Consider the following 24646-nt stretch of genomic DNA (forward strand, 5'->3'; position numbering starts at 1 on the left):
TATTGGGAAAATCTACTTCTCAGCCTTAAACGACTTTACCGTCTTACTACTCTCTGACATGCCTTTTCTTGTAACCGTGACGTATATCTTTCCGCCCTTAGCGCCTAGTTGTTTGATGGTCACCTTCACAACCTTACCTTTAGAAACCGTTGACTGACCAATTAATTTTCCTGATTGGTTATAGATTTTAACAAGATCCTGTTTCGCTAATTGACTAACGGTGATCACGTCATTTTTCTTCTTGTTGTTGACGATGTTAATTTGGTTGCCTTTTAATGCAGAGGTTGGCTCACCTTTAAAAGAAACAGCCTGTTTGCCACTTTCCAACATCTTGTCACTGCTTCGTGTAACAAATACTTTGCCGCTCTTAGCCCCAACTTGTTTGACGTACAATTTGATGGATGAACTGTTCGCCGGTTTTGATGTGGCAAGTAATTTACCGTTTGTTGAGTAGACTTTGATGACGTCTTTTTTCTTAATCTTACTCACTGTAGTGACGTCTTTTTTATTTTTAAGATTATTGATTTTGACCTGGTTGACTTTTAGAGCATCTGATTTTTCACCCTGATAGCGAATTGGTACTCGATTTCCCTCTTTTAGACCAGGCTCTTTCATGCTGATATAAAGCGTTCCACTTGTTTGACCCAATTGTTTCACGGAAATCGTCATGTTCGAGCTCGATGCAGTTTGCTGAGCAATCGCTGTTCCACCAGAAGCTTGTTTAAAGATTTTGATAACGGATTGTTTTTTGATTCCTTTTATCGTTACCGTATCGTTTTTCCCTTTATTGTTCGTCACCTTCACTTGAGATGCTGCAAGAGGAGATGTGACGATTTTTTTGACGGTTACGACTGGGAGGGAAACCTTCCTCTTCCCGCTTTGCAACGTGATCGTTACTTTAGAACCTTTTGTTAATTTTCCCGTTTTTAATTTAAAATTTTTCCCTGGGGTGATTGGAAATGGGCCATATTTCTTTTTTGTGGAACTTGTGCTGAGCTTGGACACGGCTTTTATTGTACTATTTGTAGAATCTGATTGTACTTCTACAACAGCATTAGACCCAAAGGTGCTGAAACCATTAATTGTATCACTCGAATCATCTATATCTTCTACATAAACTTTCTGTACATCTTCTTGAGATTGATCTGTTTCACTTGGGTTATCTGCCATGAAAGTCTTTACTGTAATTAAGTCACCACCGATTAATTTTGAAACAGTAACGTCATAGACACCATTAGAGTCTGTCTGACCTTCTCCAATGACTTGCCCCTCTCCATTTAATACCTTTATGATACTATCTGGAGTGGCGGTTCCACTCACTGATGTTGATAACTGCGTAAACGGGTTCAATGTTGGAGCTGTCGACTTAACATAAAAGAAATCCCTTATCAAAACGTTGTCATAAGCTGGTTCAATAATTTTTACCTTGTTTCGGTCTAAGGCCTTTAGGGTTGCTTTGTCTACATTAAACTCAAAATTACCCTCCTCATCTGCTATCATGGACTTAATAATGTCGTTTGTTTCATTGTTAGCAAAGATGATCTTTGCGTAAGGAATACCTGTCTGACCTTTTAATGATTTAGACCATTTTGTCGTAGGGCCAAGTGAAAATTTCTTAGGATTAATGATTTTTTTATATACGTCGATATTGTTGCCAGTTGTCATTTTGACTGTCAGGAATGTTCCAGCAGTTAATACAGGTGGCAGCTTTAAATGGATGGCATCATTGAATGTCCCTGACGCAATCACTTTACCATCTTGCATGACCTCAACTTTTGTGTTCTTCACTGTTTTCCCAGTTAATTCTTGAGAAGTATCATATATATCATCTAAAGAGCTAAAAGAGCCTTTGAATACATATACGTTATTTGATGCAAGTAAGGTACCGCTTTGATCATACGTATCTAAATTCAAAGTTTGACCAGCAGTCGCTTTACCAGAAAACAATTTAAAATTTCCTTTACTATCTGCTTTTGCGTAATCGTGATATCTAGATTTCCAGTCTCTAGGAAGACCCCAATCTCCGAATGCAACGATTGCGTTAGGAATTGTCTTACCTGTCAGATAATCATCACCATATTGATAACGATCAACTGTTGTTATTGTTCCACCCTCTGCGGCACTCACATTTTCTTGTATATGAAAACTCAACATCATCATACAAAGAATAGAAGCTACTACTTTCAGGACTATTTTCATAAATATATCCTCTCTTTTCCTATTAATGTGTTTATATACAAATATTATACATTTTAACCAATATAGGTACAAGGTTTAATGTTGAGCCTAAAGACTTATATAAAATCCATATTCATAGATATAGAGGGTGATGTCGATCGCTTTTTTATTTTGCATGAATCATACAAATTCATCACATCAAAAAGATTCATTTTACGAATGCATCCTACACACTTATGATGAACATAACAATATGTTTAGGAGGATTCGTCAGATGAAAGATATTAGGGTGTATCATGTCGATGCGTTTACAACTGAGAAATTTGGAGGTAATGCCGCTGGGGTGGTGTTGGATGGGGAATGGTTAACGGAGGATGAGATGCAGAATATCGCCAAGGAGTTGAACTTACCCGAGTCCGTTTTCTTGCTGCCGGCACATGATGAGAAAGCCGATTATCGAGTGAAATATTTCACTCCAACCGAAGAGGTCAATTTCTGCGGGCATGCGACGGTTGGGTTGACTTGGCTTTTAGCGACGGAGCTAGGGATGGCTAAAGAAAAATCAGGGGTGGTGTTAGAAACAAAGATCGGCCATGTTCCCGTTGTATGGCACGAAGAGAATGGCAAAGTTGTGGATGTCGAGATGACACAGGTCACGCCAAAGACGCGAGATTTTATCATCGATGTAGAAGAGCTTAGTGATATTCTCGGTATAAGCAGTGACAGGATTGATCCATCCTATCCTATAAAATTAGCAAACACCGGAAACTGGCATCTCCTGGTTCCGCTGAAACACCAGAATGACATTGATCAAGCAGCACCAAACTTAGCAGCTTTAGGAAAAATGAATAAAGAGCAGGATATCACAACGACTCATCTTTATACGTTTCAATCCACAAAAGACTGTGATCTTTATACAAGGGATTTTGCACCTGGCATTGGTATACCCGAAGATCCTGTAACGGGAGCAGCAAACGGGGCATTGGCCGGATATCTGTATTTGGAAGGGATCATTCCTCAGCAAGAAACCACTCATCTGCGCATTGCTCAAGGTGATGCAATCGGCAGACCAGGATTGCTTCGTATCACGGTCATTCCGAATGAAACAAAGCCGGTCATTAAAGTAGCAGGTGCAGCGGTTATTACCATTCGTGGGGTGATCACGCTATAAATTGATCAGCTTGAACAGAGACTCTCGTTCAAGCTGAATCTATTTAAAATGATCTTTGACTGCTTCAATCCATCTTTTAGTAGAGGGAGAGGCTGCGTTAAAAGATTTAAACGCCATATTGATTTCGCGATAAACACGGGTCTCAAGTGGAATTACGTTCGCATGAGGCACCTGAGGCGGCAAAATCAACTTCGGAATGATCGTGAGCCCAAGGCCTTCCTGAACCATAGAGATGAGCGTATTGTTGTCCCCAATCTCAAACAAAACATGGGGTTTTACGCCTCTTTCTTTTAATATTTTCTTAATGAGTTGATCACAGCCCGCTTTTGGCATAATAAATGGTTCATCTTGGAACGAAGCCACTTCCATCACCTTCTTTGTATGGAAACGATGACCCTCTTGCATGAGCACCACCAATTCATCTTGAAACAGTGGAACAGTTTCCAAATCTCTAGATGGCTGTGTTAAAAACCCAAGATCAACTGTGCCAGATGCGATCCACTCTTCAATCTCTTCATAGCCGCCTTCGTATAATTCCAATTGGATATTGGGATAACTTTTCGTAAAACGATGAATGAGCTGCGGAAGCATTTTTGAAGAAAAACTAGAGAACGTGCCGATCTTAATGCTCCCTACTTCCATCCCTTGAATCAACGCCGCCTCCTGCTCAAGCAATGACGCATGATGAATGATTTGGCGAATATGGGGCATCACCCGCTCACCTGCATCAGTCAGCGACAGCCCGTTTCGATTCCGATGAAGCAGCACAATCCCAAGCTCTGACTCAAGCTTCGCCATATTATGACTCACCCCAGACTGCGTCAGCCCAAGCTTCTCACCAGCTTTTGTAAAGCTACCGCATTCGACGACTGTTTGAAATACTTTGTATGGGAATGTCATTCGTTTGCTCACCTCGTATTTTCATATTGTAATTTGAAAAATAGATCAAAATGTCTGATTCATCTCGAAATTCAATTTTCACCTATAACCACTGAGATATTTTGCTAAATTTATGATACGATAATAGGCAAAAAGACTACAGGGGCTTGCTAAATGAGTGAACTTTTTATTGAAAAACGCGATTTTATGACAGATCAAATTCAATCTTTACGAACCACCGTATTTCATAATCAACCTATTGTCTATATTCTTTATGATGAAAAGAAGAGACCATCTGCTTATATAGGTCAGTCAGTCCAAGCTAGCAGGCGTTTGAAAGATCATTTGAATGACAAGAATAAGAATAAACTAACCAAAAAAATTCTGATCGGACATGAACGCTTTCATCAATCTGCCTCTTATAATATTGAGACAAATCTCATAAACTACTTTATTGCGGAAAATCGTTTTCAATTAAAAAATGTTAGCCAGACGCGATCCAGGGAGATGCACCATTATTATCAGAAAGACTTTTACAATGAATATGTCTTTAATGAGATATGGACGCAACTTCAAAAAGAGGAGATCGTTACTCATTCAATTGATGCATTAAAAAATAGAGATATTTATAAACTGTCTCCCTATAAAGAATTATCACCTCAACAAGTAGAAATTAAAAATGAAATCTTATTTTTTTGTAAAAAGCATATCAAACAGTCCGGTCACCATGTGATTTCGATAGAGGGTGATGCAGGAACTGGGAAAAGTGTTTTACTAAGTTCTCTCTTTAATACGATCCAAGACTTATCAAACGATATGGAATCTATCTTAAACAAAAAGAACAATTATTTACTTGTGAATCATGCTGAAATGCTTAAAACATATCAAAATATCGCAAAAAGTCTGCCAAATCTGAAGAAGAAACAAATTATGAGACCAACCTCGTTTATCAATCAGATGACAAAGTCAGGTGATATGGCTGACATCGTGTTAATTGATGAAGCCCACCTTTTATTAACAAAAGATGATAAGTACAATAACTTCCATTATCAAAACCAACTAGAGGAGATTATCAAACGAAGTAAAATCACCATTGTCATTTTTGATCCAAAACAGGTACTCAAAATTAAGAGCTACTGGAATGAAAAATTACTCGAGGAAATAACAAACAGATACCATGCCAAGACTGTGAAACTTACAGAACAGATGCGTATGCATGCCGATACTGATACGTTGAAATGGATTGACCAGTTTGTCTCAAAACGATTATTAACTCTGCCTAAAAAACAAGAATCTTTCGAACTCAAAATTTTTGAGAATCCTAATCAATTTAAAACGGCCATTCAAGAAAAAGATAATGAAGTAGGTTTGTCCCGCATTGTATCTACCTTTGACTTTTTACATAAAAAAGATGGAGCTGCCTATATTGTAGATGAAGACGGTATCAATATGCCATGGAATTTTACAAATGATAAATGGACATGGGCTGAACATGCAGATTCAGTTAGAGAAGTGGGCTCAATTTATACAGTTCAAGGATTTGATTTAAATTATGTCGGCGTCATACTTGGCCCTTCTATCAGCTACGATGAAGAAAAGGATGAACTTCTCATTGACACGTCAAATTATAAAGATACAGGTGCATTCACATCCAGAAGTGACATGTCAGAAGAGGAAATCAAACAGGCAAAAGAAAAGATTATACTAAACTCAATTAACGTTCTGATGAAGAGAGGCATTCACGGGCTTTATATTTATGCAACAGATGAAAAATTGAGGAGAAAACTACAAGAATTAAAAGGGGGAGGCATATATGACCGAGATCAAAGATTTAATACATTCGATTAATCAATTTCGAGATGATCGAAACTGGAGAAAATATCATAATCCAAAAGACTTGGCCATATCAATTTCGATAGAGGCAGCTGAGCTGCTTGAAGACTTCCAATGGAAAAATAATGAGGAAGCTCTTGAGGCAAACGAAGTTAATATTCAAGAGGAAATAGCAGATATCTTAATATATTCACTAATGCTTTGCTCAGACCTTAATCTAAATGTGAAAGAAATAATTAAAGACAAGTTAATAAAAAATGGACAGAAATATCCCATTGTGAAGTAAAGAAACCTGATTTGTTTTAATTATAATGAAGAAGAGGCTCATAACACTCTTCTTCATTTCGGCCTTTATTTTAAATTTATAATTTAATTCATCGTTGTCGTCGACGAAGACCTAGACGCCGCTTCATCCGCTTTCACACAATCAATCGCAACAACCAATGCAATCATCACAGGCTCCATCTCTTCTTTCAAAATATCCACCTTGTAACTATCCCCCCAAGTAAACCATTCCTTCTTTACCTGACCGATCACTTCGCCGCTTTGCAGCACTTGGAAATTCATATCCCACCAGTTCCCTTGTACTTCGATACCAGCGGCATCAATTGAATATTTTGCTTTGAAGAATGTAAACTCTTTTTTGATCGTCAATACCTCTTGTCCATTGACTTCTACTAAAAACTTCGGTAAAAAGCTGAACATTTTCTTCGTAATTAAAGCGATGACTTCTCGTTCTGTATTCAAAATGGTAAACGTCTTTGGCACCTTCATAAAGCTGCCTTCGACCACATATACATCATTCTCCTGTTGGTCCTTTACCGTAAACCTGCCGCTCAGACTAAATACCTTTTGCTTCATATATAGCTGCTTCATAAGTACCTCCGATTCAGTTCAAAAATTTATCCGTTCTTACCTTACCCCTGATTATACCAAATAATAGAATGTGCAAAAAACCACCTGATAGCAGGTGGTTTTCGATTACTGATCCATTTTCAGAGATTCTTTTTCATATGTTTGAAAAGCATCTTCCATTCCCATGATGACCTCTTTCATTTTGACATAACCACTTGTGTAAGGAATAGAATCTCTAATCTCTTCCCACATAAAATGATAGAACTTCAGGTCATCTGTCTCACACATCACAAAATCTGTGTAATCCTTACCTGGAAGAGCTTCAGCATCAAAAAAGCGCACCGTCACATGTTCCTCATATTTCTGCATCAACTCTTGCAGCGAAGCCGCATGGGTTCTGCGCTCCTCTCGTGGTAATGCAAGCCAAGATGGATAGAACTCTAATAAAACAACCATCATATATTTCATCATCAAGCCCCTCGATTCTTCTATGATGTGATGATTGTACGCCAGATCTAGAGAATGTGCATTAACATAGGTTAATGTTCAGCAGGATGCAGCAGCCTGCTCAGCGAAACTGGAGAAATACCGATATATGAGGCAATATGATATTGAGCGATACGCTGATGTAACCCAGGATATTTCAATAAAAACGCCTGATATCGCTCAATGGCTGGCAAATATAGCAGTTCCCTCTCACGCTCTTCCTTTCTCGTATACAGCCTTTCAACACTCACCCGAACAAACCGCTCCCACATATGACTTCTGTCCATCAACATTTGAAGTAGATCATACGGAATTTCAATCACGATAGAATCCTCCATCGCTTCAATCGAATAAGGAGAAGGCTGCCCGTTGATCATACTTGCATAAGAAGTAGCAAAATCATCTTCCAACGTAAAAGCCACGTTGTACTCCCTGCCATCCGGTAACAAATAGAAGAGACGGAAGAGACCTGTTATGCAGAAATAGGCATGCTTCACTGGATCGCCAGCCTTGATTATGCATGTACCCGCTTTTAATTGTTTAATCGTTGTTCCATCTTTAAAGGCTTGCCAATGATTTTGTTCAATTGGATATTTCGATATTTTGGTTTTGAACATGTCGTATGGGTTAGTTATTTTGTCCATCTGTAAGTTACCTCTCTAGTAATGAAAGACTTGATAAAAAATTGTATCAGGAAACACTCAAGTTATAATGGAAATATAAGCGATGATGAGAGGAGAAACAATGAAAAAAATCACTTTTTTTGACTGGACCGTCCATTTACAAGCGGACTTAACAGCGATTACAGATCATTATGAAAAGAAAATGGTCATTTTAGAGCCATCCATTGAACTAAATAGCATCATCTGGATGGATGACAACAACGAGCTACAAATCAAACCTACTTGGGATTGTGTCATTTCAATTGATCCAACCAATAAATCACTGACAATCCGGCAAACAAAAGAAGTATTCGGAGATGTGTACGAATGAAAATAGGAGGAACTATGAAGAAAACCGCTTTTTATGATTGGACGATTCACTATCCTGACCATTTAACAGCAGTCAAAGATGATACAGAAAAGAAAATGGTTTTTCTAGAACAAACGGTTGAATTTAAAGGAATGATCCGTATTGATGAAAATGATGAACTGCAAATAAAGCCGACATGGGATTGTGTCATTATTGTAAATGCAAAACAGATGTCTGTCACAGTTCGTGATGCAGAAGACTGTGTAGGTTTACCATAAACATTAAAAAGAAAAGTCTCATTTGACACACGCAAACGAGACTTTTCTCAAATGCTATTTCTTTGGAAAAACCGTCGTAAAAGTCGTTCCTTCTTTTTCATTGCTTTCTACTTCAATAGAAGCATTGTGATACGACAGGACTTCTTGCACAATGGATAATCCAAGACCCATTCCCTCTTTATTTCGTGCCTGATCTACCCGGTAAAAACGTTCAAATATTTTTTCTAATGTGTGCGGTTCTATGCCAATCCCCGTATCTCTAATTGTCACGACCGCTTCCGATTCATTTTCATTACAATGAATACTGATTTCCCCAAACTCTTTGTTGTACTTAATGGCATTGCCAATTAAATTCTCCCAAACATTGATCAGCAAGGTCCGATCCGCATATACCGAAACAGGCTGTAGATCCAACTTAATTTCTAGACCTTTCTCTTCTATTCGCCATAGCATCGAATGGACCACCTGATGAAGCTGCTCATCTACTCTGACGATTTGTTTATTCGTTGGATATGTCCCTTGATCAATAGAGGTTAAAATGAGAAGTTGTTTCGTTAAGTTAGATAATCGCTTTGCTTCTGTTTGAATAATGTGGTTGTATTTTTTCCCTTCGCTTGATGAAATCTCCTCATTTAGTAATTCAGAATACCCTCGTATATTTAATAGTGGTGACTGAAAATCGTGCGAGACGTTATTCACAAATTTCTTCCTTGCTTGATCGGTATTCTCTAATTTCTGCTGCATCATCCGAAAACGATCAGCAAGCTGACCAATTTCATCTTTTCGATTGATCATTAATGGATACTGAAAATTATGGTTTGCCATCTCTTGCGTCGCACTCGTCAATTCTGAAAGAGATTGGGTGACCTTTCGAGACATAAATAAAATGCCAATGATACTGCTCACAAAAACGGCGAAGATAAATCCAAAAATAATCAAATGAAACTCTGTAAAGAAACTGATATTATTCGGGCGTAAAAATAAGCCCCATTCTTCCCCGTCAATTTCTATTTTCGTCCCCACTGTATTTTGTATATCATTTGCGAAATGACTCATGATTAAGTATGAATTTTTAAAGGATTTGATCCCATTGTACGCTTTTCCGCCTTCAAATAAGGCGTGCATTTGGTCATTCCATTTTTTCGTTTTAAATGGTTCGCCAAACATCTTCATCTCCCCATCTTCTTTAACCAAAGCGATTTGGTACCCTAGATCGCTCATGGTTTGCAAAAAATCAGAAGAGGCCCGCAAGGTAATTTCATGTTCTTTGATTTGTTTAGATAACTGCTCGGCAATGGCTAAATATCGATCATTCATTTGCTCTTTGACAACATGATTGTAAATCAAGTTAGAACAAATAAATCCAATGAAGATACTAATCAAAACAATCAAACACGTATATAGCATAAAACGTTGTTGTAGTTTCATTCTTTTACCTCAAGTTGATAGCCGAAACCACGTATTGTGACAATTTCAATCGTCGCTTCCGCCCTTTTTAAACGTTCTCGTATGCGGTTAATATGCGTGTTTAATGTGAATTCGGGTTGATCTAACGTATCCCCCCAAATGTCATCAATTAAATCCCAGCGGCTTACATTGCGGTTTGCCCGCTGCAGCAGATAATACAGAATTTCTAATTCACGCATGGGCCAGATATATTGCTGATTCGCAATCGTTAATTCCCAACGGTTCGTATCAATTTGAACATTTCCCGCAGTCGTTAAAGCTTCTATGGATTTACGATATCGTCGTAAAATTGCATTTACACGGAATAGCAGTTCTTTCGTTTCAAATGGTTTGACGATATAATCATCAATCCCTTGTTCAAATCCTTGCTGCTTATCTTCAATCTGCCCTTTCGCTGTCAACATAATGACCGGCAGTTCATATTGTTTCGTCACAATGTTCGCCAGCTGAAAGCCATCCATCCCAGGCATCATCACATCAATAATCATGAGATCAAATGACTGATGTTGCAAAAAAGCAAGCGCTGCCTCAGCATTGCTTGCTTTTGTCACTTGGTACCCCGCCTGCTCTAAATGGATGGACACTAATTGCAAAATGGCTTCATCATCATCCACAACCAATACATGCAATTATCCTTCCTCCTTTATTTCCTTAGCTTTGTCTTTTTCAAAGAATAATATGAGTGCCGGCAGCAACATTCCTCGCACGAAAAATGTATCGATGATAATCCCAATAGCGACAATAAATCCAAAGATAAATAAATCCGTAATCGGCATGGTCATTAATGCGGCAAATGTTGCAGCAAGAATGATCCCCGCTGAAGAAATCACCCCGCCTGTATTTCGTATCGCTACTTCTAATGCAGCTTTGACGTGTAACGTTTGGCGTTCTTCTAAGAAACGGCTCACAAGGATGATGTTATAATCAATTCCTAATGCCACGAGAAAGATAAAGGCATACACAGGGGCGCGAGTTGAAATCGCATCATATCCAAATAACACATCGACTAAGAAAATACCTAAGCCTAATGCAGACACAAATGAGATTAAAATCGTCGCCATCATATAAATCGACATTTTCATGGAACGTGTCAAAACGAGTAACAAGATCAGAATGAGTAATGTTTCCAGTAATACGATCTTTTTAATATCGGATTGATTCACTTGTTGCTCATCCACTAATTTAGCTGTTGTGCCAGCAAAAGATAACTGAACCTTTTGACCATCTGATAATCGATAGGTGGCTTGATTTGTACGGAAATCTCCTAAAAATTCAATAGCCTCTATACTGTATGGATTCACTTTTAATGATATCGTCATTTTGCCGTGCTCTCCATCTTTGGTTACCCCCGAAGGACGAGCCGATCCTATCTCTTCATTTTCTGAGAATTGGGCGGAGATTTCTTGTAAATGTTCCTGAGTTAGCTTTTGACCAGTCACAAGTACTGTTGTCTGGGCTAGATCACCTTTATTAAATTTTTCCTCGACGATTTCAAATGCGACACGAGAAGGTAAATCCTTCGGGAAATTTTTCACCGAGTTAAATTCATAATGTAAATTGAAAATATTCGCACCTGTCACAAGTAAAAATAGTAAGACCGCACCACCAATTAATCCTGGTTTTCGAACCACGAATTTGGCAAGAGGTCCCCATATGCCATGTTTTGCTTCTTTTGCTCCACCATATGTCGGTACTTTCGGCCAAAATGCTTTGCGGCCAAATAATGCAAACAAGGCTGGAATCAGTGTGACAGAAGCCATCATAATGACCACCATCGCAGCACCAAAGATTGGCGCAAAGTTTTGATAATCACGGAAATCCGCCACAAATAAAATGATCATAGCCGCAAATACTGTACCGCCTGCAAATAAGACCGGTTTGGCTGTTGAACGCATCGCCACTTTCATCGCTTCAAATTGATTTTCATGATGTTGTAACTCCTCACGATAACGCGAGAAAACAAACAATGAATAATCAATCACAGCAGCAAATAACAAAATGCTCATAATCGAGGTGGTTGAGTTATTGATTTCAAGTCCACCCACGCCAAGTAAAGCCACAACTTGATTCACCACTTGATAGACAATGACCGTTGCGAACAATGGAATGATCGCTAATAGCGGAGAACGGTAAATGACGATCAATAAAACCAAAATGATTGCAACAGTAGCTAATAGCAGTTTCAAGTCGGCAGATTCAAACAGCTTCACCGTATCCCCCGCTATACCTGCTGGACCCGTAATATAAAAATCAGCATCTAGCCCTTTCGCTATGTTTGTACCGACATCCGTTGTCTCATCATTAATCTTTGCATAATCAGCATTGCCTAATCCCGCTTTCAAATTCATTGGCACAATCATGGTCGTTTCATCTTCTGATAAAAAAGCGGATAACGCTTGAGGAGGCAATGCGGACACATCGACAATTTCTTCAATTCCCTCAATCTTTGCCTCTTTGATTCCTTGAATGATCGTTTTTACATCTTGAATAACCAGCTTTCCATTAGGGTTATGGAACACATATAATCCCGGAGTCCCTTTATCATTTGGGAAATACTGATCTAACTTCTTTTGTGTCACGATGGACTGAGCATCACTAGGTAAAGATTGAAAATTGCTCACTTTATGATCGCCCAATTTAGGCCCAGCACTCAACCCGATCATGAAAACAAGCCAAATGATAACAGTCAGCCAAGCCCCTTTTTTTGTAGACATTTTATCAATAAATGATCTGAATACTTTCATTGATGGTTCTCCTCCTTTTCTCACCGGTTCGAGTATATCGCCTGTATATAAACTTGATATAAACTCTGGGAAAAGGACGAGCCGTGAAAATAAAAAAAGCAGAGGTTTATCCCTCTGCTAATCCTTCATAACCATTTACAAAATAAGCGATTGTCTCTAACTCATCTTCTTTTAGTTCTCTGTTCACATGTGTTTGATATTCACTCTTGATTCTCTCCTGATCTCCCCCATAAAGATCAGTGTATTTCGCCATCATTCGAAGCTTGTCTGTTTCCTGACGAAACTCCTCTTTTGTCCACGGCCTTTGGTGCGATGGAATATACGTCTCCGCATCAAAAGCATCTAACTCATCTAAAAGACGCAAGATTTCTTTTACCGTATAATGTACTTTTTCAGCATACATTTTCGGATAAATGCAATCACCAAGAAACAGGATTTTTTCCTCTTTCACATACACGATCACTGAATCTGCAGCATGATCGCCCCCAACATGCTGCACAACACAAGTGACCCCGCCAAGATCAATCTCCATCCGACGATCAAACGTGACATCCGGTAAAGCCACCTGAATGTCTCGATGATTCTTATATTCTTCTTTTATCGCCTTCGCACAAAACTCAATCTCCGTTCCTTCCCTCACCCGCTCATCAATCGCCTCATCTGACCAAGAAAACGGAAGAAGCTTCTCCATTTCCTTTCTGGTTTTTGCAGAAGCAATTGAAACCGCATGAGGCAGCGCCGGTAGACCAAAAATATGATCCCAATGCCAATGCGTGAGGACCACCATATCGGGCGTGGCGTTCTCGTGTTTTAAAGTTTTTTGGATAAAATAGTTCGCATGATCTTCTGAATTACCGGCATCGATCATTAATGTTTTGTTATTGCCTTCGACCATGCCTAGGATGGGGCGGTCAGTGAGTGATACTGGTGTGATGAAGGAGAAGGTTTTGCCTATTTTTTTGATTGTGTGCATGGTGTGCCTGCTTTCTAATATTCAGATTTTATTTTCGTAGTGCGAAGGTAAACCGAATCCTATTTCTTTAATAAGTATTTGGCTAACTTTCGATCTTCTTTATCCTTTGTCTTCACGGCAATATGTTCAATCAATTCCCTTGTGGCCGCTTTCTGCGCATACGAAGGAGGCCATTCCTTTAATACACTTAAAGCATGATACTGTAAATTTCCATCATTTGATCTAAGTGCAGCTTGAATCAATGGTAATCCTACACCGTCGTGTTCATATAAATCTTGCACAATATATTGTAGACAAGCCACTTCATCATCTGAGAGGTTTGATAACGATAAATGTGTTTCTGCAAATGTACAAAGCTCTCTAATATGCTGGTGATGATTTGTGTCCATCACAGCAAAGTATATTTCACTATTTGTCGGATCTTTCTCAAGTAAAGCAAATAGATGCTCAATCACATCTAAACGATAAAAGAGAGCGATTTCAAGTGCTTGGGAGCTAAAACCCTGTTGTAACGAATCGGTTGCAAGCTTTGGCCATCTACTGTCATTGATAAACGGTTGAACAGCTTCCTGGATAGCCTTATAATCGTCCTGTTTCCATGAAGCATTCAATCGGTCTTCCCAAATCTCTTGTTCATCATTTAAAAACTCATTTATTTTCAATATTGAATAAAAGTCCTCAATTGTTTGGCAGTGCTTATGAGCATGGTGAATAAATCGGCAGAGAACTGAGCTTGCATTTGAATACTCATCGATTCCGTAGATAGAAACCTCATCTTCTAATAACGCTTGAATGATGAGACTCGCTCCATCGTATATTTCTTTGGAAATTTCATCTTCTGATAAAGCTGTTTCCAGATCACCATTAAGAGCACAAGTATAAGCTAAGTATTCATTCATGATTGTATTTTCGCAGCCCTTTGTTAGTAGCCATCGTTTTATTTCTGGTGTCGAGGCTTCCAATTGCTCAACAGCCGAAATCTTTCCCCATCCATCGACGGACTTTGCAAGACGCCAAACATGTTCGTTTCCTTGAATTGTGCCATTCTTCAATGCAAACACGACATAAGAAGTAAATTCTTCATGCATACCTATTGTGAATAAAAGCTCTTTGTATTTTTCACAGTTTGTACATCCCAGTATCATGACTGCAAATTTGACGACCTCCCGATGTGCCGCATGTTCAAGAAGCCATAACGCTTCTTGCTGTACACGGGATTCATCCCATTGTGTTTGCTGAAATCGTTCAATTAGTTCACTGTTGCGACTCGCCATATTGTTAGAAATGATTTTTTCATATGTTTTTTTTCTCGTTTCGTTTGTAGGATGATTGAGTTGTTTTTCAAAAAGCTTCAATAGTTTCTTCACATAAAAAGGAGCAGGTCGTTCATCTACATAATAATCAGATAAACCGGGAGCCAATCGTGGTTCATTTTCGTCAAATAAATAATCTTCATCGGGTAAACGGTCGTCTACTATTTTATGATGTGATTGAATTTGTTGTTGAATAAAGGGAACGATTTTCTCTTTATGATCCCATGGGAGAAAGTCTATCTTCATTGATTCATCTAAAACCGTTTCATGATCTACCTTCACCATACAACGAAATCGTACATACCCACCAAGTTTAACGGACACTTTGTGTTGCGTACCATCTTGAAGCTCCAATATCCCTGACAATTTTGAATAAGGGATCATATGAGTCAATAAACTTTTTCGTTGTTTTTTATCAACTGTCACACCATCAATGATTAGTTGCTCTTCTTTTATTTGGTTTGTAATTTCTATAGAATGCCCTTTATATTCAATTTTCCATGTTTTATTTATTTCTTTTTCTACATCTTTTATTACGTTACGTATTTCATGTTTAAAGTCAGCTTTGAAACCCATGAAAGTCTCCTTTAAGAACGCAATATGTCCTTATATATGTTCATTGTCAAATACTGAAATAATAATTCAATATTAATTACTTAAATAAAGCTTCACTTTTATTTTATAACTCCCAGAATCATTACTAATTAACTCCTTCATACATATTTTTTAACAAATTTAACAAAATCCACATTAACTATTTCGATCTTATTTAATAAATCACTATGTTTATTTTTATTCTGAAATAAATATGCAACCGCTACTAATGTATCACGAAATGTAAAGTTACTATTATTTAATAAATAGTTTAAAATCAACTTTATTTTCGATCCGTTTATGACATTTTTTCTTTCTAAATGCCGACAAATTAATACATATAAGACGGTAAATTGAGATGGATTGAATTGAATATATCTCCAGTTTTCAACTAAATTCTTTAACTCTTTATCACTTAACACTTTCCATTTACCAGAGAAAATAATATTATTTAATATTTTTCTATTATCTTCGCCTTCAATTGATATGTATTCATCTAATATTTCCTTGTACCTTTTCAAATCTATACCGCTCTCTTCTTCTAATCTACATAATTTATTAACTAATTGAATTAAGTTACCATTATTAATTATTTCTTTAGTTCTTTTATCTATAATTTTTTCACTAGTGAAGGATACCATTTCTTCACCATAGTCAAAGCCAATTACTTCAACTGTATTTTTATATTCTTCTGGACTTAAGAATTTTGTTTTCGAGGAATTTAACACTAACTCTTCATTCCATAGTAAATAGCTTATTTCATTAAGCAAGTTATTATTTCTTTTATAGTCCATCTCACCATCTAAATAAATAAAATACATATCATCAACAAATCTAATTAGATTTATGTTTTCTCTTGAAGCTATTTTCTCTATTTTTGAATCAAAGTCTTGCAAATATACTTGAGATAATATTGATGAACCTATTGAATAATGAAATTGTGGTAAACAATCAAATCCACAAAAATTAAGAAAATAACTCAAATCATCAATAATCTTATTTTCTCCTAGTAACGTTTTTAATTTATTTATCAACGATTTTAATTTAATCGAGTTAAAAAAATCCTGTAAATCTATTTTTAACACGGGAAAATCAAAGTATCTCTCTCTCTCTTTTTGAAAACTGCTATAACTTTTATTAAATCTAGCATTTTGTTTGACATCCGAATGATTAGAACTTATGTCTAAAAATCCTGAATAAAATATCTTCATTCGTTCTTTTGAGAAATCTAATTTAGTATCTTCATCTAAAAACAATTTGGCTATTCTAAAAACAATATAAGTATAATAGGTATAGTATATTGGACTTATCAAATACATATTTCTAGGTGTAAAATAATCGTTCTTATAAATAAAATCTCTTGCTTTAAAAGGGTAATTATTTTCACAAAAATCTTTAACATCTCTTTCTAATTCAATTTTAATAGCCGAGAAACTATGTTTATCAAAGTAATTGGTAATAGCAATAGTTTGTGGATTATATTTTTTAGATTCGGACATTGATAATATATACTTATATGTAAGCTCAATTAGTTCCATCATATCACTCACTTTAGAAAATAAATATAAATAGTAACTATAGGAAATAAGAGTATGGCCATATTAACATGTAATAAAATGTTGTCTACTGTAAAATCTTTTATTTTCTTTTTCTTAAATTCTTTATCTTCTATTATTTTATTAAATCTATGTTTTGCATCATCAACAGAATCATGATTTTCGTTATTCTTAAGTATTGACTGATACTCAAACATAATAATATCAAATCTCTCTATTAATGACTTGTCATCACTATTACTATTATTCTTTTCTAAAAACAACTTTTTTAACTTTAAAATTAAGTCTTCTATATCTAATTGATGATAGTGTGTTTTTAAAGCCCTCTCATTATAATTCAACTCATTTACATAGTATTGTAATAGGATTACGTAAATCGAGAAAACTCCAGCAATTAAGCTAAAACCACTATTTGAAAAACTAGGTTCTACTTCCTTTCCTCCAAGAGACAATAACACAAATATTACCGCTTCAATGTTTAACCAGAAAAAAATTATTTTCCATTTGTCACTATACTTCTTTAAACGTTTACTCATTTCTATTCTATTATTTCTAGTTCTATTTAAAGTATTAATTTTTGTTTCTATCTCTGATATTATAGTTATATTTTTGTACTCCTTCTTCACAATTCCGCTCCTTTCTTAATATAAAATACTATATATATTAATACTAACGATTTGATTTTACTTATGATAAGGCTCTCCGTAATGCACCTAAGTGAGGTTTTATCTAAAAGCAGCTCCTAACACGAATGATAGTCACTGCTCAACACTTTATATTATAAAACTCTCGCCCTTTAATACATTTTTAAAAGGCTCTTGAGCATTTTTTTAAAGTCTAAAAAAAATATTTTACTTTTTTGGGTCTAAACTACCTATATATTTAACGAATTTTTTTACAAATTTAGCGCTCTTAATAGAATAGTTCCAGAGATGTCATCTTTTAAGATTTCTCTTGAAGAACTTATTGCTCTATCAGGGCTAAACAAATGAAGCTCTATACGATTATATCTATTCTTATTTTTCTTCATTATAAAATCCACTAAGTAGGGAGTAATATCTAAAGGAAATTGTATAATCTGATGCCATTCTTCATTAATCAAAGCCTTAATTTCGAGTATCAATTTATTATGATTTTCTAGTACTACAGGTCCAACGGTTACTAGATTTGTACCTTTATAAAGAGTTAATAATTCTTTTGGAGCCTCTGCAAATAAAGATAATGTACTTAATCCTGTAGGATACTTTTTTAAATACACACCCTTACTTATCTCTATTTCTCCAGCTTTATTTTGTAAATAATCTTGTAATATATCTTCAATCATTGTAAATACTGATGAAAATGCCGCTACATTAACTCCCTTAAATTCTTCATTTTCAATATGTTTAATAAAATTGCTTTTACTTAATGCAATATTTTGTCCATCTTTAGCTACTTTGGATAAGTCCTCTTCTTGTTCTTCATACTTCATAATTTTAAAATCTAAAATACCTATATCACTAGACTCTTTATTTATTTTAAGTGCATATAAATTAGGAATTAGTAGATGTTTTTTTGTAATTTTATCGAATTCTTTTACCATATATAGTCTTCTTCCATTAATATCTTCTCTAAATAAATCCTTATCGAAATAATAATGTTCGATACTAATATATGGTGTGTCTTTACGGTGCTCTGGTACTGGTAACAACATAGAATACACATTGTTCCCATGATATAATACTTCAGCATCTCCAAATTCACTATTAATATCATCAGCATCTCTATCAAAAATAAATATTTTACAATATTCATTCTCCAATAAAGCATGATAATCACGAATTTTTTTTAATTTATCGTTACCCATCTGAGTTTTTTTATCAGGTTCAAAAAATTCAATATCTAAGCTTTCAAACATGTCATTTCCATTTAACTTTTTTAAAGCATATTTTAAATGTCTCCAGTCTGTTTGTCCTTCTGTAATAATTATATTTTTACTAGGATTAGTTAGTTCATCTAATCTAACGTTTAAGATAGGAAGATATTTTTTTATAAATACCTCTATAATTCCATCGGAGGAGGCTATTATAAAAAGAATTTCATCTTCTTCAGGGGAACATTCAGTTTGAACAATTCCGCTTTTGTTTAAATACAGCCTATCCTCATCCTCATTCCCATATAAAAATATATCATCATCTAAGAGCATAAGATCCTTCAGCTTAAATTTAAAATAGGCACAATTACTCGAGTTTTTAGAAGTATGTGATACCATCTTTATATAAATCCAATTATCTTCAAATTTCTTTAGTATTTTAAAACCCAAATTCAAATCTATAATTTTCAAACGAATATCATGTTCCATATTCATCCCCCTTATAATAAGAACTCTATTACATCAGATTATATATATATTTCTTCAAAAACCTCATTCACTTATGATAAGGCTCCCCCCGCACAATCCGAAACGCCCGATAAACCTGCTCCACCAACACCAGCCTCATCAACTGATGCGGGAACGTCATCCTCGAAAACGACAGTTTCTCATTCGCACGCTGCATCACAGCATCGCTTAACCCAAGGGATCCGCCTATGACAAAACACACCTTACTTTTTCCGTATGTTGCCAGCTTATCTATTGTATCGGCTAATTCTTCGGAACTTTTCATTTTTCCTTCGATGGCGAGGGCGATGACGTGGGCGTCTGGGTTGATTTTGCTTAGGATGCGTTCGCCTTCTTTGTCTTTGATGATTTTCATGTCTTGCTCGCTGAGATTCTCGGGTGCTTTTTCGTCTGCGAGCTCAATGATCTCGATTTTTGCGTATGCCTGTAATCGTTTTGTGTATTCGGCTATGCCTTGCTTTAAATATTTCTCTTTTAGTTTTCCTACTGTGATAATTGATATATTCACAGGTCATCCCCACCTTAAGAACAAGTTATTCATATAAGTTATCAACAATTGTGGATAAAATTTGTGTATTTTGTGTCCGATCATTCGTTCCCCACTATATATATTGCAGGTTCATCGCACAATTCACAGGTTGTGGATAAGCTGTGTGTATGTTCGATTTTTCTGAATTCTGGCGGTGTTTCGTGATCATCTATGTACATGTCTAGTACGGTTTCTATATGTTCTGCACAAGCATAAAGTGATTTGTTCATAAGTTTCTAATTCCTCCAATATGTTGTTTGGTTATTCACATTAGTTTCGCTCATTGTTCAATATAACCGATTTATTCACATGTTAATAGTCTTTTACCATTTTCCACACCTTTTATCCACAAACCAAATAAAAAAGCCTCCACTCCTGTGAAGGCTTCCTTCTATCAAAACGGATTGTAAAATCTCGTTCCTCTAACAAATGTAATCACTAGCGACACAATCAGTACCGCTCCAACAAAGATTAACGCCGCATAATCTGCTTTTTGAAAGTCTTTCGCCGTAAACCATGTGCGCTTTTTATGCTTTCCAAACCCGCGCAGTTCCATCGCATTGCTGATCGTTTCAATCCGCTCTAGGCTGGAGAAAATCAGCGGCATCACAATCGACAGCGCATTTTTAATCCGTTTTCCCAGTTTTTCATTCTTCGATAAATCAATGCCTCTTGCTTGCTGAGAAATGGCAATCGTTCGAAAATCACGCTGAATATCTGGGATGTAGCGCAGAGCAATCGCTACCGCATACGAAATCCGGTAGCTGACCCCGATTCGGCTGAGCGATGAGGCGAATTCACTTGGATTTGTTGTCACGATAAACAAAAGCGCTGCTGGCATCACGGTCACGTATTTCAGTGTAATGTTCAATTGATAGAAAAGCTGTTCAAGTGTGACATTATACCAGCCTGCAATGTGAAACAGCTCGTGCTTCGCTCCATAGATGGCGACACCTTGCTGAGGCGCAAAGACGTAAATGGCGATGTTATTGATGACAAGGAAAATCGCCAAGACAATCACTACGAAAGAGATATCACGAAATCGTACGTTTGATAGCTGAAAGAACACGATACTGGCAACTAGCATAAACACTAATACGCCTGTATCATATGTGAGCATCGCTGCGGATGACCAGAGGATAAAGCAAATGAGTTTGGTTGCCCCTGTCAGCCGGTGAATTGGCGACGGGCGATCGATATAAGACAGCATGTCTACAGCCATGTCATTCGTTCCTTTCTGTCAACCTCAATGAAGCGATCCACGAGTTCATTTGGATTTGGCCAGTCTGCTTTTAGCGCCAGTTCATACAGCGACGTTTCTTTTAAGCTCGCCTTTTGGACTAGCAACTGATCTGTCAGCACTTTGGCTGGTGTATCATCTGCGATTTTTTCTCCATCTGAAATGACGATGGTTCTTGTCGTGTATTCGAGCATGAGATGCATATCATGGGTGATCATCAAAATCGTGACGCCCTGCTGATTTAATTGCTCTAAAAACGTCATCATCTCTGTGTAATGTCTAAAATCTTGACCGGCCGTTGGCTCATCTAAAATGATGATTTCTGGCTCTAACACAAGAATGGATGCAATGGTGACGCGTTTTTTCTGTCCAAAACTAAGTGCTGAGATCGGCCAATTTCGAAATGGATACAGCCCGCATACTTTTAAGACTCGCTCCACTCGTTCCTTGATGTCGTCTTCCTTCACACCTCTTAAAACGAGACCGAGTGCGACTTCATCAAAAATCATTTGTTTCGAAATCATTTGATTTGGGTTTTGCATGACGACACCGATTCGTTCGGAGCGCTGTTTGATGGTGTCTCCTGTGATGTCATCGCCATTTAAAAGGATTGTCCCTTTTGTTGGCTTTTCAAATGCGCAGAGCACCTTGGATAGTGTCGTCTTGCCTGCGCCATTGGCACCGGCGATGCTGATCATTTCTCCTTTTTTGACGGTAAAAGAGATGTTGCTCAGCGTGTTTGGTCTTGTCGGATAATCAAAGCTCAGCTCACGCACTTCTAGTAAATCCGGCGCTGCATTCTGCTCGACTGATGGCTCAGATGCTTCCATCCATTGCTCGATTTTCTCTTTTGCCTCGTCATTTAAGGTGAGATGCTGTAAATTAGCGATCAGATCTCCTGCTGCAATCGGAATGCCTGCATATTTCATCGCTCTCACATATAAAGGCTCACGTAAATACGCCGCTTCTAATACATTCGAGGCGAGCAATTCATCTGGTGTCATATCCGCTGCAATCGTGCCGTCATTGACAACGATGATGCGGTCGACATGGCGGAAGAGGACGTCTTCCAATCGATGTTCCACCATCACGACCGTTTTTTTCGTTTCTTTTTGCAGACGGTCAATGAGATCGATCACTTCTTTACCTGTTGCGGGATCAAGGCTTGCCAGTGGTTCATCAAACAGCAAAATGTCGACATCGTTGACAAGTACGCCTGCGATAGCGACACGTTGTTTTTGACCGCCTGACAGCTCATGCACGGATGATGCCAGTTTGCCGTCTACCTCTGTTAATTTTGCCGCTTTCTCGACACGTGTTTTCATTTCTTCGCGTATGACTTGATCATTTTCTAGTGTAAACGCGATATCTTCTCCTACAGTCAGCCCGATAAATTGTCCATCAGGGTCTTGCAGTACCGTTCCGACGAGCTGTGAAAGAGAGAAAATGTTCTCTTTCTTTGCATTTTTCCCGCCGATGTGAAGACTTCCTTCCATAGAACCTTTATAAGACGCAGGAACTAGCCCATTGATACAATGGGCTAGTGTGCTTTTTCCCGATCCAGACGGGCCTGCGATGAGGACTTTTTCTCCTTCATAGATGGTCAGGTTGATATCTTTCAATGTTGGTTCTGCCTGACTGCGATACTTGAATCCGAAATGTTCGAATTGAATCATCGGTTTCTTCATTTATGTGTTCCACCTTGCTTCATGATGTTTCTTTCGATAGACTGCCGCTTTTGCTTCTTGTTTTCGCATAAGCCGCAATGATGATGGTGCCTAGTACACCGACTGTGATGATGTTTGAGATTCCTGCTACGATGCCTTGAACAAACACTTTATTTGCAGGTTCTGCATAGATCACAATGTCGAGTACCGGCGCAATGACAAACCAGCCTAATGCTTGTGCGCCGGCTTGGACGGCGTTGAAGAGCGTGATTTTTTTCCAGCCAAAGTCGCCCTCTTCTACTTTTAAACGGTTCGAAATGAGGCCGATCAATAAACCAACAACACCCGAAACGATAATCCAGCTCCACCAAGGTCCAAATGTGGTGGCATCTTTAATGAGATGACCAATAAATCCAATCAATGCGCCTGCAATAGGACCAAATAGCACGGCCATTAACGCAAGGAACGCGTACGATGTTTCAATTTGTGTATTCGGAATCCCAGTTGGAATGGAGACGAAGCGTCCTAAAATGACAAAGACGGCTGCGCCAATTCCGATGGCAACGACAGTTTTCGTTGAAAGTTGTTTACCTGCCATGATGTTTCCTCCTCTTATTCATATATAATGCGCGGAGCTTTGCGAATCGAAAGGCGCCAGCCTGTGCCTGTACCGATGTTATAAGCCTTTGCAAATGACCCTTGATTGATCGCCACGCCTAAATGATCGAGTGAATTGACATATACGAGTGGTTCGCCTACCTTTAAATCGGCAAAAGATCGTCCATAGGTCATGATATTTTTATACACATTTTTTGGCCCGTTGGCAATGGTAACTTCTATTGCATCCCCATAATTGATTGAAAGCTGTTCAAATAACGTATGATGAATGTTTGTCCATAGGTTTCCGAACCGCACATCTAAAATATCAATCGTCCCTGTGATCACTTCTTCTTCCGCATAAGCTTGTACGACTGGAAGGTGAATAATGTCCTCTATATTCGCCTTTGGCCCGACCTCTTCAAAAGAAATCACACCTGAAGCAATTCTCGCGCCTGTATAGGCGTAAATGTCTCTACCATGGAATGTATGTGATTTTCCTGACTTCGGCAGACGGTTGATGGTTTCATCTAAATACCGAGCCTCCACGATGCCAATATCCTGTGCGACATGCGTAAGTGTCCCATTATCAGGTGTGATGATGTAGTGTGAGCTTGTTGTTTTGACGACAAGGCTCTTTCGCTCTGATCCAACGCCTGGATCAACAACGGAGACAAATACCGTTTCTTCCGGCCAATATGTAACCGTCTGAAGCAAGCGATAAGAAGCTTCCCAAATGTCATATTGGGGAATGTTGTGAGTTAAATCAAAAATGCGGATGCCGCTGCTCACTGTATTGGCTACGCCGTACATTGCGCTGACCGCTCCATCATCAATACCGAAATCTGATTGCAAAACCAATGCATGTTCACTCATGTTAATCTCCCTTTCATTTGAAAAAATGGTTGTGGTGTTTCACGTGGAACATTTGAAC

24 protein-coding genes are annotated in these 24646 nt (G+C 37.6%); 5 read left to right on the forward strand and 19 right to left on the reverse strand.

Translation table 11 applies throughout. From position 1 onward, the window contains the following. Positions 1–12: 12 nt before the first annotated feature. Positions 13–2199 carry an Ig-like domain-containing protein gene (locus NSQ52_RS19080; protein ID WP_342473777.1) on the reverse strand — a complete coding sequence of 729 codons (2187 nt, stop codon included), beginning with the start codon at positions 2197–2199 and terminating at the stop codon, positions 13–15. Between the two features lie 253 nt (positions 2200–2452). Here NSQ52_RS19080 and NSQ52_RS19085 point away from each other — a divergent pair, with 253 nt between their 5' ends. Beyond that, the gene (locus NSQ52_RS19085; protein ID WP_342473778.1) at positions 2453–3349 is read left to right on the forward strand and encodes a PhzF family phenazine biosynthesis protein; all 897 of its coding nucleotides are present in this window, start codon (positions 2453–2455) and stop codon (positions 3347–3349) included. A gap of 39 nt (positions 3350–3388) precedes the next feature. Here NSQ52_RS19085 and NSQ52_RS19090 read toward each other — a convergent pair whose 3' ends face one another. Continuing rightward, positions 3389–4249 (reverse strand): LysR family transcriptional regulator, encoded by an 861-nt coding sequence (locus NSQ52_RS19090; protein ID WP_178929695.1) that lies wholly within the window; start codon positions 4247–4249, stop codon positions 3389–3391. Between the two features lie 153 nt (positions 4250–4402). On the opposite strand from NSQ52_RS19090, the gene NSQ52_RS19095 reads away from it, so the two are divergent. Both NSQ52_RS19095 and NSQ52_RS19100 read left to right on the forward strand, forming a co-directional pair. Further along, the gene (locus NSQ52_RS19095) at positions 4403–6076 is read left to right on the forward strand and encodes a DUF2075 domain-containing protein (RefSeq protein ID WP_342473779.1); all 1674 of its coding nucleotides are present in this window, start codon (positions 4403–4405) and stop codon (positions 6074–6076) included. Further along, on the forward strand, positions 6042–6347 hold the full coding sequence (locus NSQ52_RS19100) for a nucleotide pyrophosphohydrolase (protein ID WP_163116122.1): 306 nt from the start codon (positions 6042–6044) through the stop codon (positions 6345–6347). The genes NSQ52_RS19095 and NSQ52_RS19100 overlap by 35 nt, the downstream gene beginning before the upstream one ends. Positions 6348–6430: 83 nt before the next feature. Here the strand turns inward: NSQ52_RS19100 and NSQ52_RS19105 are convergent, their stop codons facing one another. The 3 genes from NSQ52_RS19105 to NSQ52_RS19115 all read right to left on the reverse strand — a co-directional run bounded on the left by NSQ52_RS19105 (position 6431) and on the right by NSQ52_RS19115 (position 8046). After that, positions 6431–6937 carry an LURP-one-related family protein gene (locus tag NSQ52_RS19105; RefSeq protein ID WP_144680281.1) on the reverse strand — a complete coding sequence of 169 codons (507 nt, stop codon included), beginning with the start codon at positions 6935–6937 and terminating at the stop codon, positions 6431–6433. Positions 6938–7042: 105 nt separating this feature from the next. Beyond that, the gene (locus NSQ52_RS19110) at positions 7043–7384 is read right to left on the reverse strand and encodes a darcynin family protein (RefSeq protein WP_039165381.1); all 342 of its coding nucleotides are present in this window, start codon (positions 7382–7384) and stop codon (positions 7043–7045) included. Positions 7385–7455: 71 nt separating this feature from the next. Further along, the gene (locus NSQ52_RS19115) at positions 7456–8046 is read right to left on the reverse strand and encodes a Crp/Fnr family transcriptional regulator (protein ID WP_338705897.1); all 591 of its coding nucleotides are present in this window, start codon (positions 8044–8046) and stop codon (positions 7456–7458) included. A gap of 100 nt (positions 8047–8146) precedes the next feature. Between NSQ52_RS19115 and NSQ52_RS19120 the strand changes: the two genes are divergently transcribed. Both NSQ52_RS19120 and NSQ52_RS19125 read left to right on the forward strand, forming a co-directional pair. Then, entirely contained in the window at positions 8147–8395 is a 249-nt protein-coding gene (locus tag NSQ52_RS19120; protein WP_058336403.1) for a hypothetical protein, read from the forward strand. A 14-nt stretch (positions 8396–8409) separates the two neighbouring features. Further along, positions 8410–8652 (forward strand): hypothetical protein, encoded by a 243-nt coding sequence (locus NSQ52_RS19125; protein WP_342473780.1) that lies wholly within the window; start codon positions 8410–8412, stop codon positions 8650–8652. Between the two features lie 54 nt (positions 8653–8706). On the opposite strand, the gene NSQ52_RS19130 is transcribed toward NSQ52_RS19125, so the two are convergent. The 14 genes from NSQ52_RS19130 to NSQ52_RS19195 all read right to left on the reverse strand — a co-directional run bounded on the left by NSQ52_RS19130 (position 8707) and on the right by NSQ52_RS19195 (position 24588). After that, positions 8707–10080 (reverse strand): ATP-binding protein, encoded by a 1374-nt coding sequence (locus NSQ52_RS19130; RefSeq protein WP_342467710.1) that lies wholly within the window; start codon positions 10078–10080, stop codon positions 8707–8709. Beyond that, positions 10077–10748: a response regulator transcription factor gene (locus tag NSQ52_RS19135; protein ID WP_024718480.1), complete on the reverse strand. Its 672-nt coding sequence runs from the start codon at positions 10746–10748 to the stop codon at positions 10077–10079. Before NSQ52_RS19135 ends, NSQ52_RS19130 begins: the two co-directional genes overlap by 4 nt. Next, positions 10749–12863 carry an MMPL family transporter gene (locus tag NSQ52_RS19140; RefSeq protein WP_342473781.1) on the reverse strand — a complete coding sequence of 705 codons (2115 nt, stop codon included), beginning with the start codon at positions 12861–12863 and terminating at the stop codon, positions 10749–10751. It abuts the gene before it with no gap. Between the two features lie 106 nt (positions 12864–12969). Further along, the gene (locus NSQ52_RS19145; RefSeq protein WP_144680293.1) at positions 12970–13836 is read right to left on the reverse strand and encodes an MBL fold metallo-hydrolase; all 867 of its coding nucleotides are present in this window, start codon (positions 13834–13836) and stop codon (positions 12970–12972) included. 59 nt (positions 13837–13895) lie between these two features. Further along, entirely contained in the window at positions 13896–15725 is a 1830-nt protein-coding gene (locus tag NSQ52_RS19150) for a hypothetical protein (protein WP_144680294.1), read from the reverse strand. Positions 15726–15862: 137 nt separating this feature from the next. Beyond that, positions 15863–17281: an RNA-directed DNA polymerase gene (locus NSQ52_RS19155; protein ID WP_235672228.1), complete on the reverse strand. Its 1419-nt coding sequence runs from the start codon at positions 17279–17281 to the stop codon at positions 15863–15865. An 8-nt stretch (positions 17282–17289) separates the two neighbouring features. Next, positions 17290–17925, reverse strand: coding sequence for an SLATT domain-containing protein (locus tag NSQ52_RS19160; protein ID WP_050826797.1), 636 nt, complete (start codon positions 17923–17925; stop codon positions 17290–17292). 269 nt (positions 17926–18194) lie between these two features. Continuing rightward, a complete protein-coding gene (locus tag NSQ52_RS19165; protein WP_144680300.1) occupies positions 18195–19640 on the reverse strand; it encodes a hypothetical protein in 1446 nt (481 codons plus the stop codon). 67 nt (positions 19641–19707) lie between these two features. After that, positions 19708–20187 carry a 23S rRNA (pseudouridine(1915)-N(3))-methyltransferase RlmH gene (gene rlmH / locus NSQ52_RS19170; RefSeq protein WP_024718474.1) on the reverse strand — a complete coding sequence of 160 codons (480 nt, stop codon included), beginning with the start codon at positions 20185–20187 and terminating at the stop codon, positions 19708–19710. 80 nt (positions 20188–20267) lie between these two features. Beyond that, on the reverse strand, positions 20268–20438 hold the full coding sequence (locus NSQ52_RS19175) for a CxxH/CxxC protein (RefSeq protein WP_008360116.1): 171 nt from the start codon (positions 20436–20438) through the stop codon (positions 20268–20270). Positions 20439–20602: 164 nt separating this feature from the next. Then, positions 20603–21430: an energy-coupling factor transporter transmembrane component T gene (locus NSQ52_RS19180; RefSeq protein WP_024718473.1), complete on the reverse strand. Its 828-nt coding sequence runs from the start codon at positions 21428–21430 to the stop codon at positions 20603–20605. Further along, complete coding sequence (locus NSQ52_RS19185; protein WP_342473782.1) at positions 21421–23136, reverse strand: ABC transporter ATP-binding protein; 1716 nt, start codon at positions 23134–23136, stop codon at positions 21421–21423. The genes NSQ52_RS19180 and NSQ52_RS19185 overlap by 10 nt, the downstream gene beginning before the upstream one ends. A 19-nt stretch (positions 23137–23155) precedes the next feature. Further along, positions 23156–23713 carry an ECF-type riboflavin transporter substrate-binding protein gene (locus tag NSQ52_RS19190; protein ID WP_024718471.1) on the reverse strand — a complete coding sequence of 186 codons (558 nt, stop codon included), beginning with the start codon at positions 23711–23713 and terminating at the stop codon, positions 23156–23158. A gap of 14 nt (positions 23714–23727) precedes the next feature. Continuing rightward, a complete protein-coding gene (locus tag NSQ52_RS19195; protein WP_007497378.1) occupies positions 23728–24588 on the reverse strand; it encodes an S-adenosyl-l-methionine hydroxide adenosyltransferase family protein in 861 nt (286 codons plus the stop codon). Between the last annotated feature and the right edge of the window lie 58 nt (positions 24589–24646).

Origin of the sequence: Bacillus sp. FSL W8-1141, assembly GCF_038593205.1 — a bacterium.
Taxonomy (GTDB): Bacteria; Bacillota; Bacilli; order Bacillales; family Bacillaceae; genus Bacillus; species Bacillus altitudinis.

Excerpts from the sequence above, each read along its gene's own strand:
- NSQ52_RS19080 (WP_342473777.1), bottom strand. The coding sequence starts at position 2,199 with ATGAAAATAGTCCTGAAAGTAGTAGCTTCTATTCTTTGTATGATGATG.
- NSQ52_RS19085 (WP_342473778.1), top strand. The coding sequence starts at position 2,453 with ATGAAAGATATTAGGGTGTATCATGTCGATGCGTTTACAACTGAGAAA.
- NSQ52_RS19090 (WP_178929695.1), bottom strand. The coding sequence starts at position 4,249 with ATGACATTCCCATACAAAGTATTTCAAACAGTCGTCGAATGCGGTAGC.
- NSQ52_RS19095 (WP_342473779.1), top strand. The coding sequence starts at position 4,403 with ATGAGTGAACTTTTTATTGAAAAACGCGATTTTATGACAGATCAAATT.
- NSQ52_RS19100 (WP_163116122.1), top strand. The coding sequence starts at position 6,042 with ATGACCGAGATCAAAGATTTAATACATTCGATTAATCAATTTCGAGAT.
- NSQ52_RS19105 (WP_144680281.1), bottom strand. The coding sequence starts at position 6,937 with ATGAAGCAGCTATATATGAAGCAAAAGGTATTTAGTCTGAGCGGCAGG.
- NSQ52_RS19110 (WP_039165381.1), bottom strand. The coding sequence starts at position 7,384 with ATGAAATATATGATGGTTGTTTTATTAGAGTTCTATCCATCTTGGCTT.
- NSQ52_RS19115 (WP_338705897.1), bottom strand. The coding sequence starts at position 8,046 with ATGGACAAAATAACTAACCCATACGACATGTTCAAAACCAAAATATCG.
- NSQ52_RS19120 (WP_058336403.1), top strand. The coding sequence starts at position 8,147 with ATGAAAAAAATCACTTTTTTTGACTGGACCGTCCATTTACAAGCGGAC.
- NSQ52_RS19125 (WP_342473780.1), top strand. The coding sequence starts at position 8,410 with ATGAAGAAAACCGCTTTTTATGATTGGACGATTCACTATCCTGACCAT.
- NSQ52_RS19130 (WP_342467710.1), bottom strand. The coding sequence starts at position 10,080 with ATGAAACTACAACAACGTTTTATGCTATATACGTGTTTGATTGTTTTG.
- NSQ52_RS19140 (WP_342473781.1), bottom strand. The coding sequence starts at position 12,863 with ATGAAAGTATTCAGATCATTTATTGATAAAATGTCTACAAAAAAAGGG.
- NSQ52_RS19145 (WP_144680293.1), bottom strand. The coding sequence starts at position 13,836 with ATGCACACAATCAAAAAAATAGGCAAAACCTTCTCCTTCATCACACCA.
- NSQ52_RS19150 (WP_144680294.1), bottom strand. The coding sequence starts at position 15,725 with ATGGGTTTCAAAGCTGACTTTAAACATGAAATACGTAACGTAATAAAA.
- NSQ52_RS19155 (WP_235672228.1), bottom strand. The coding sequence starts at position 17,281 with ATGGAACTAATTGAGCTTACATATAAGTATATATTATCAATGTCCGAA.
- NSQ52_RS19165 (WP_144680300.1), bottom strand. The coding sequence starts at position 19,640 with ATGGAACATGATATTCGTTTGAAAATTATAGATTTGAATTTGGGTTTT.
- NSQ52_RS19175 (WP_008360116.1), bottom strand. The coding sequence starts at position 20,438 with ATGAACAAATCACTTTATGCTTGTGCAGAACATATAGAAACCGTACTA.
- NSQ52_RS19180 (WP_024718473.1), bottom strand. The coding sequence starts at position 21,430 with ATGGCTGTAGACATGCTGTCTTATATCGATCGCCCGTCGCCAATTCAC.
- NSQ52_RS19185 (WP_342473782.1), bottom strand. The coding sequence starts at position 23,136 with ATGAAGAAACCGATGATTCAATTCGAACATTTCGGATTCAAGTATCGC.
- NSQ52_RS19190 (WP_024718471.1), bottom strand. The coding sequence starts at position 23,713 with ATGGCAGGTAAACAACTTTCAACGAAAACTGTCGTTGCCATCGGAATT.
- NSQ52_RS19195 (WP_007497378.1), bottom strand. The coding sequence starts at position 24,588 with ATGAGTGAACATGCATTGGTTTTGCAATCAGATTTCGGTATTGATGAT.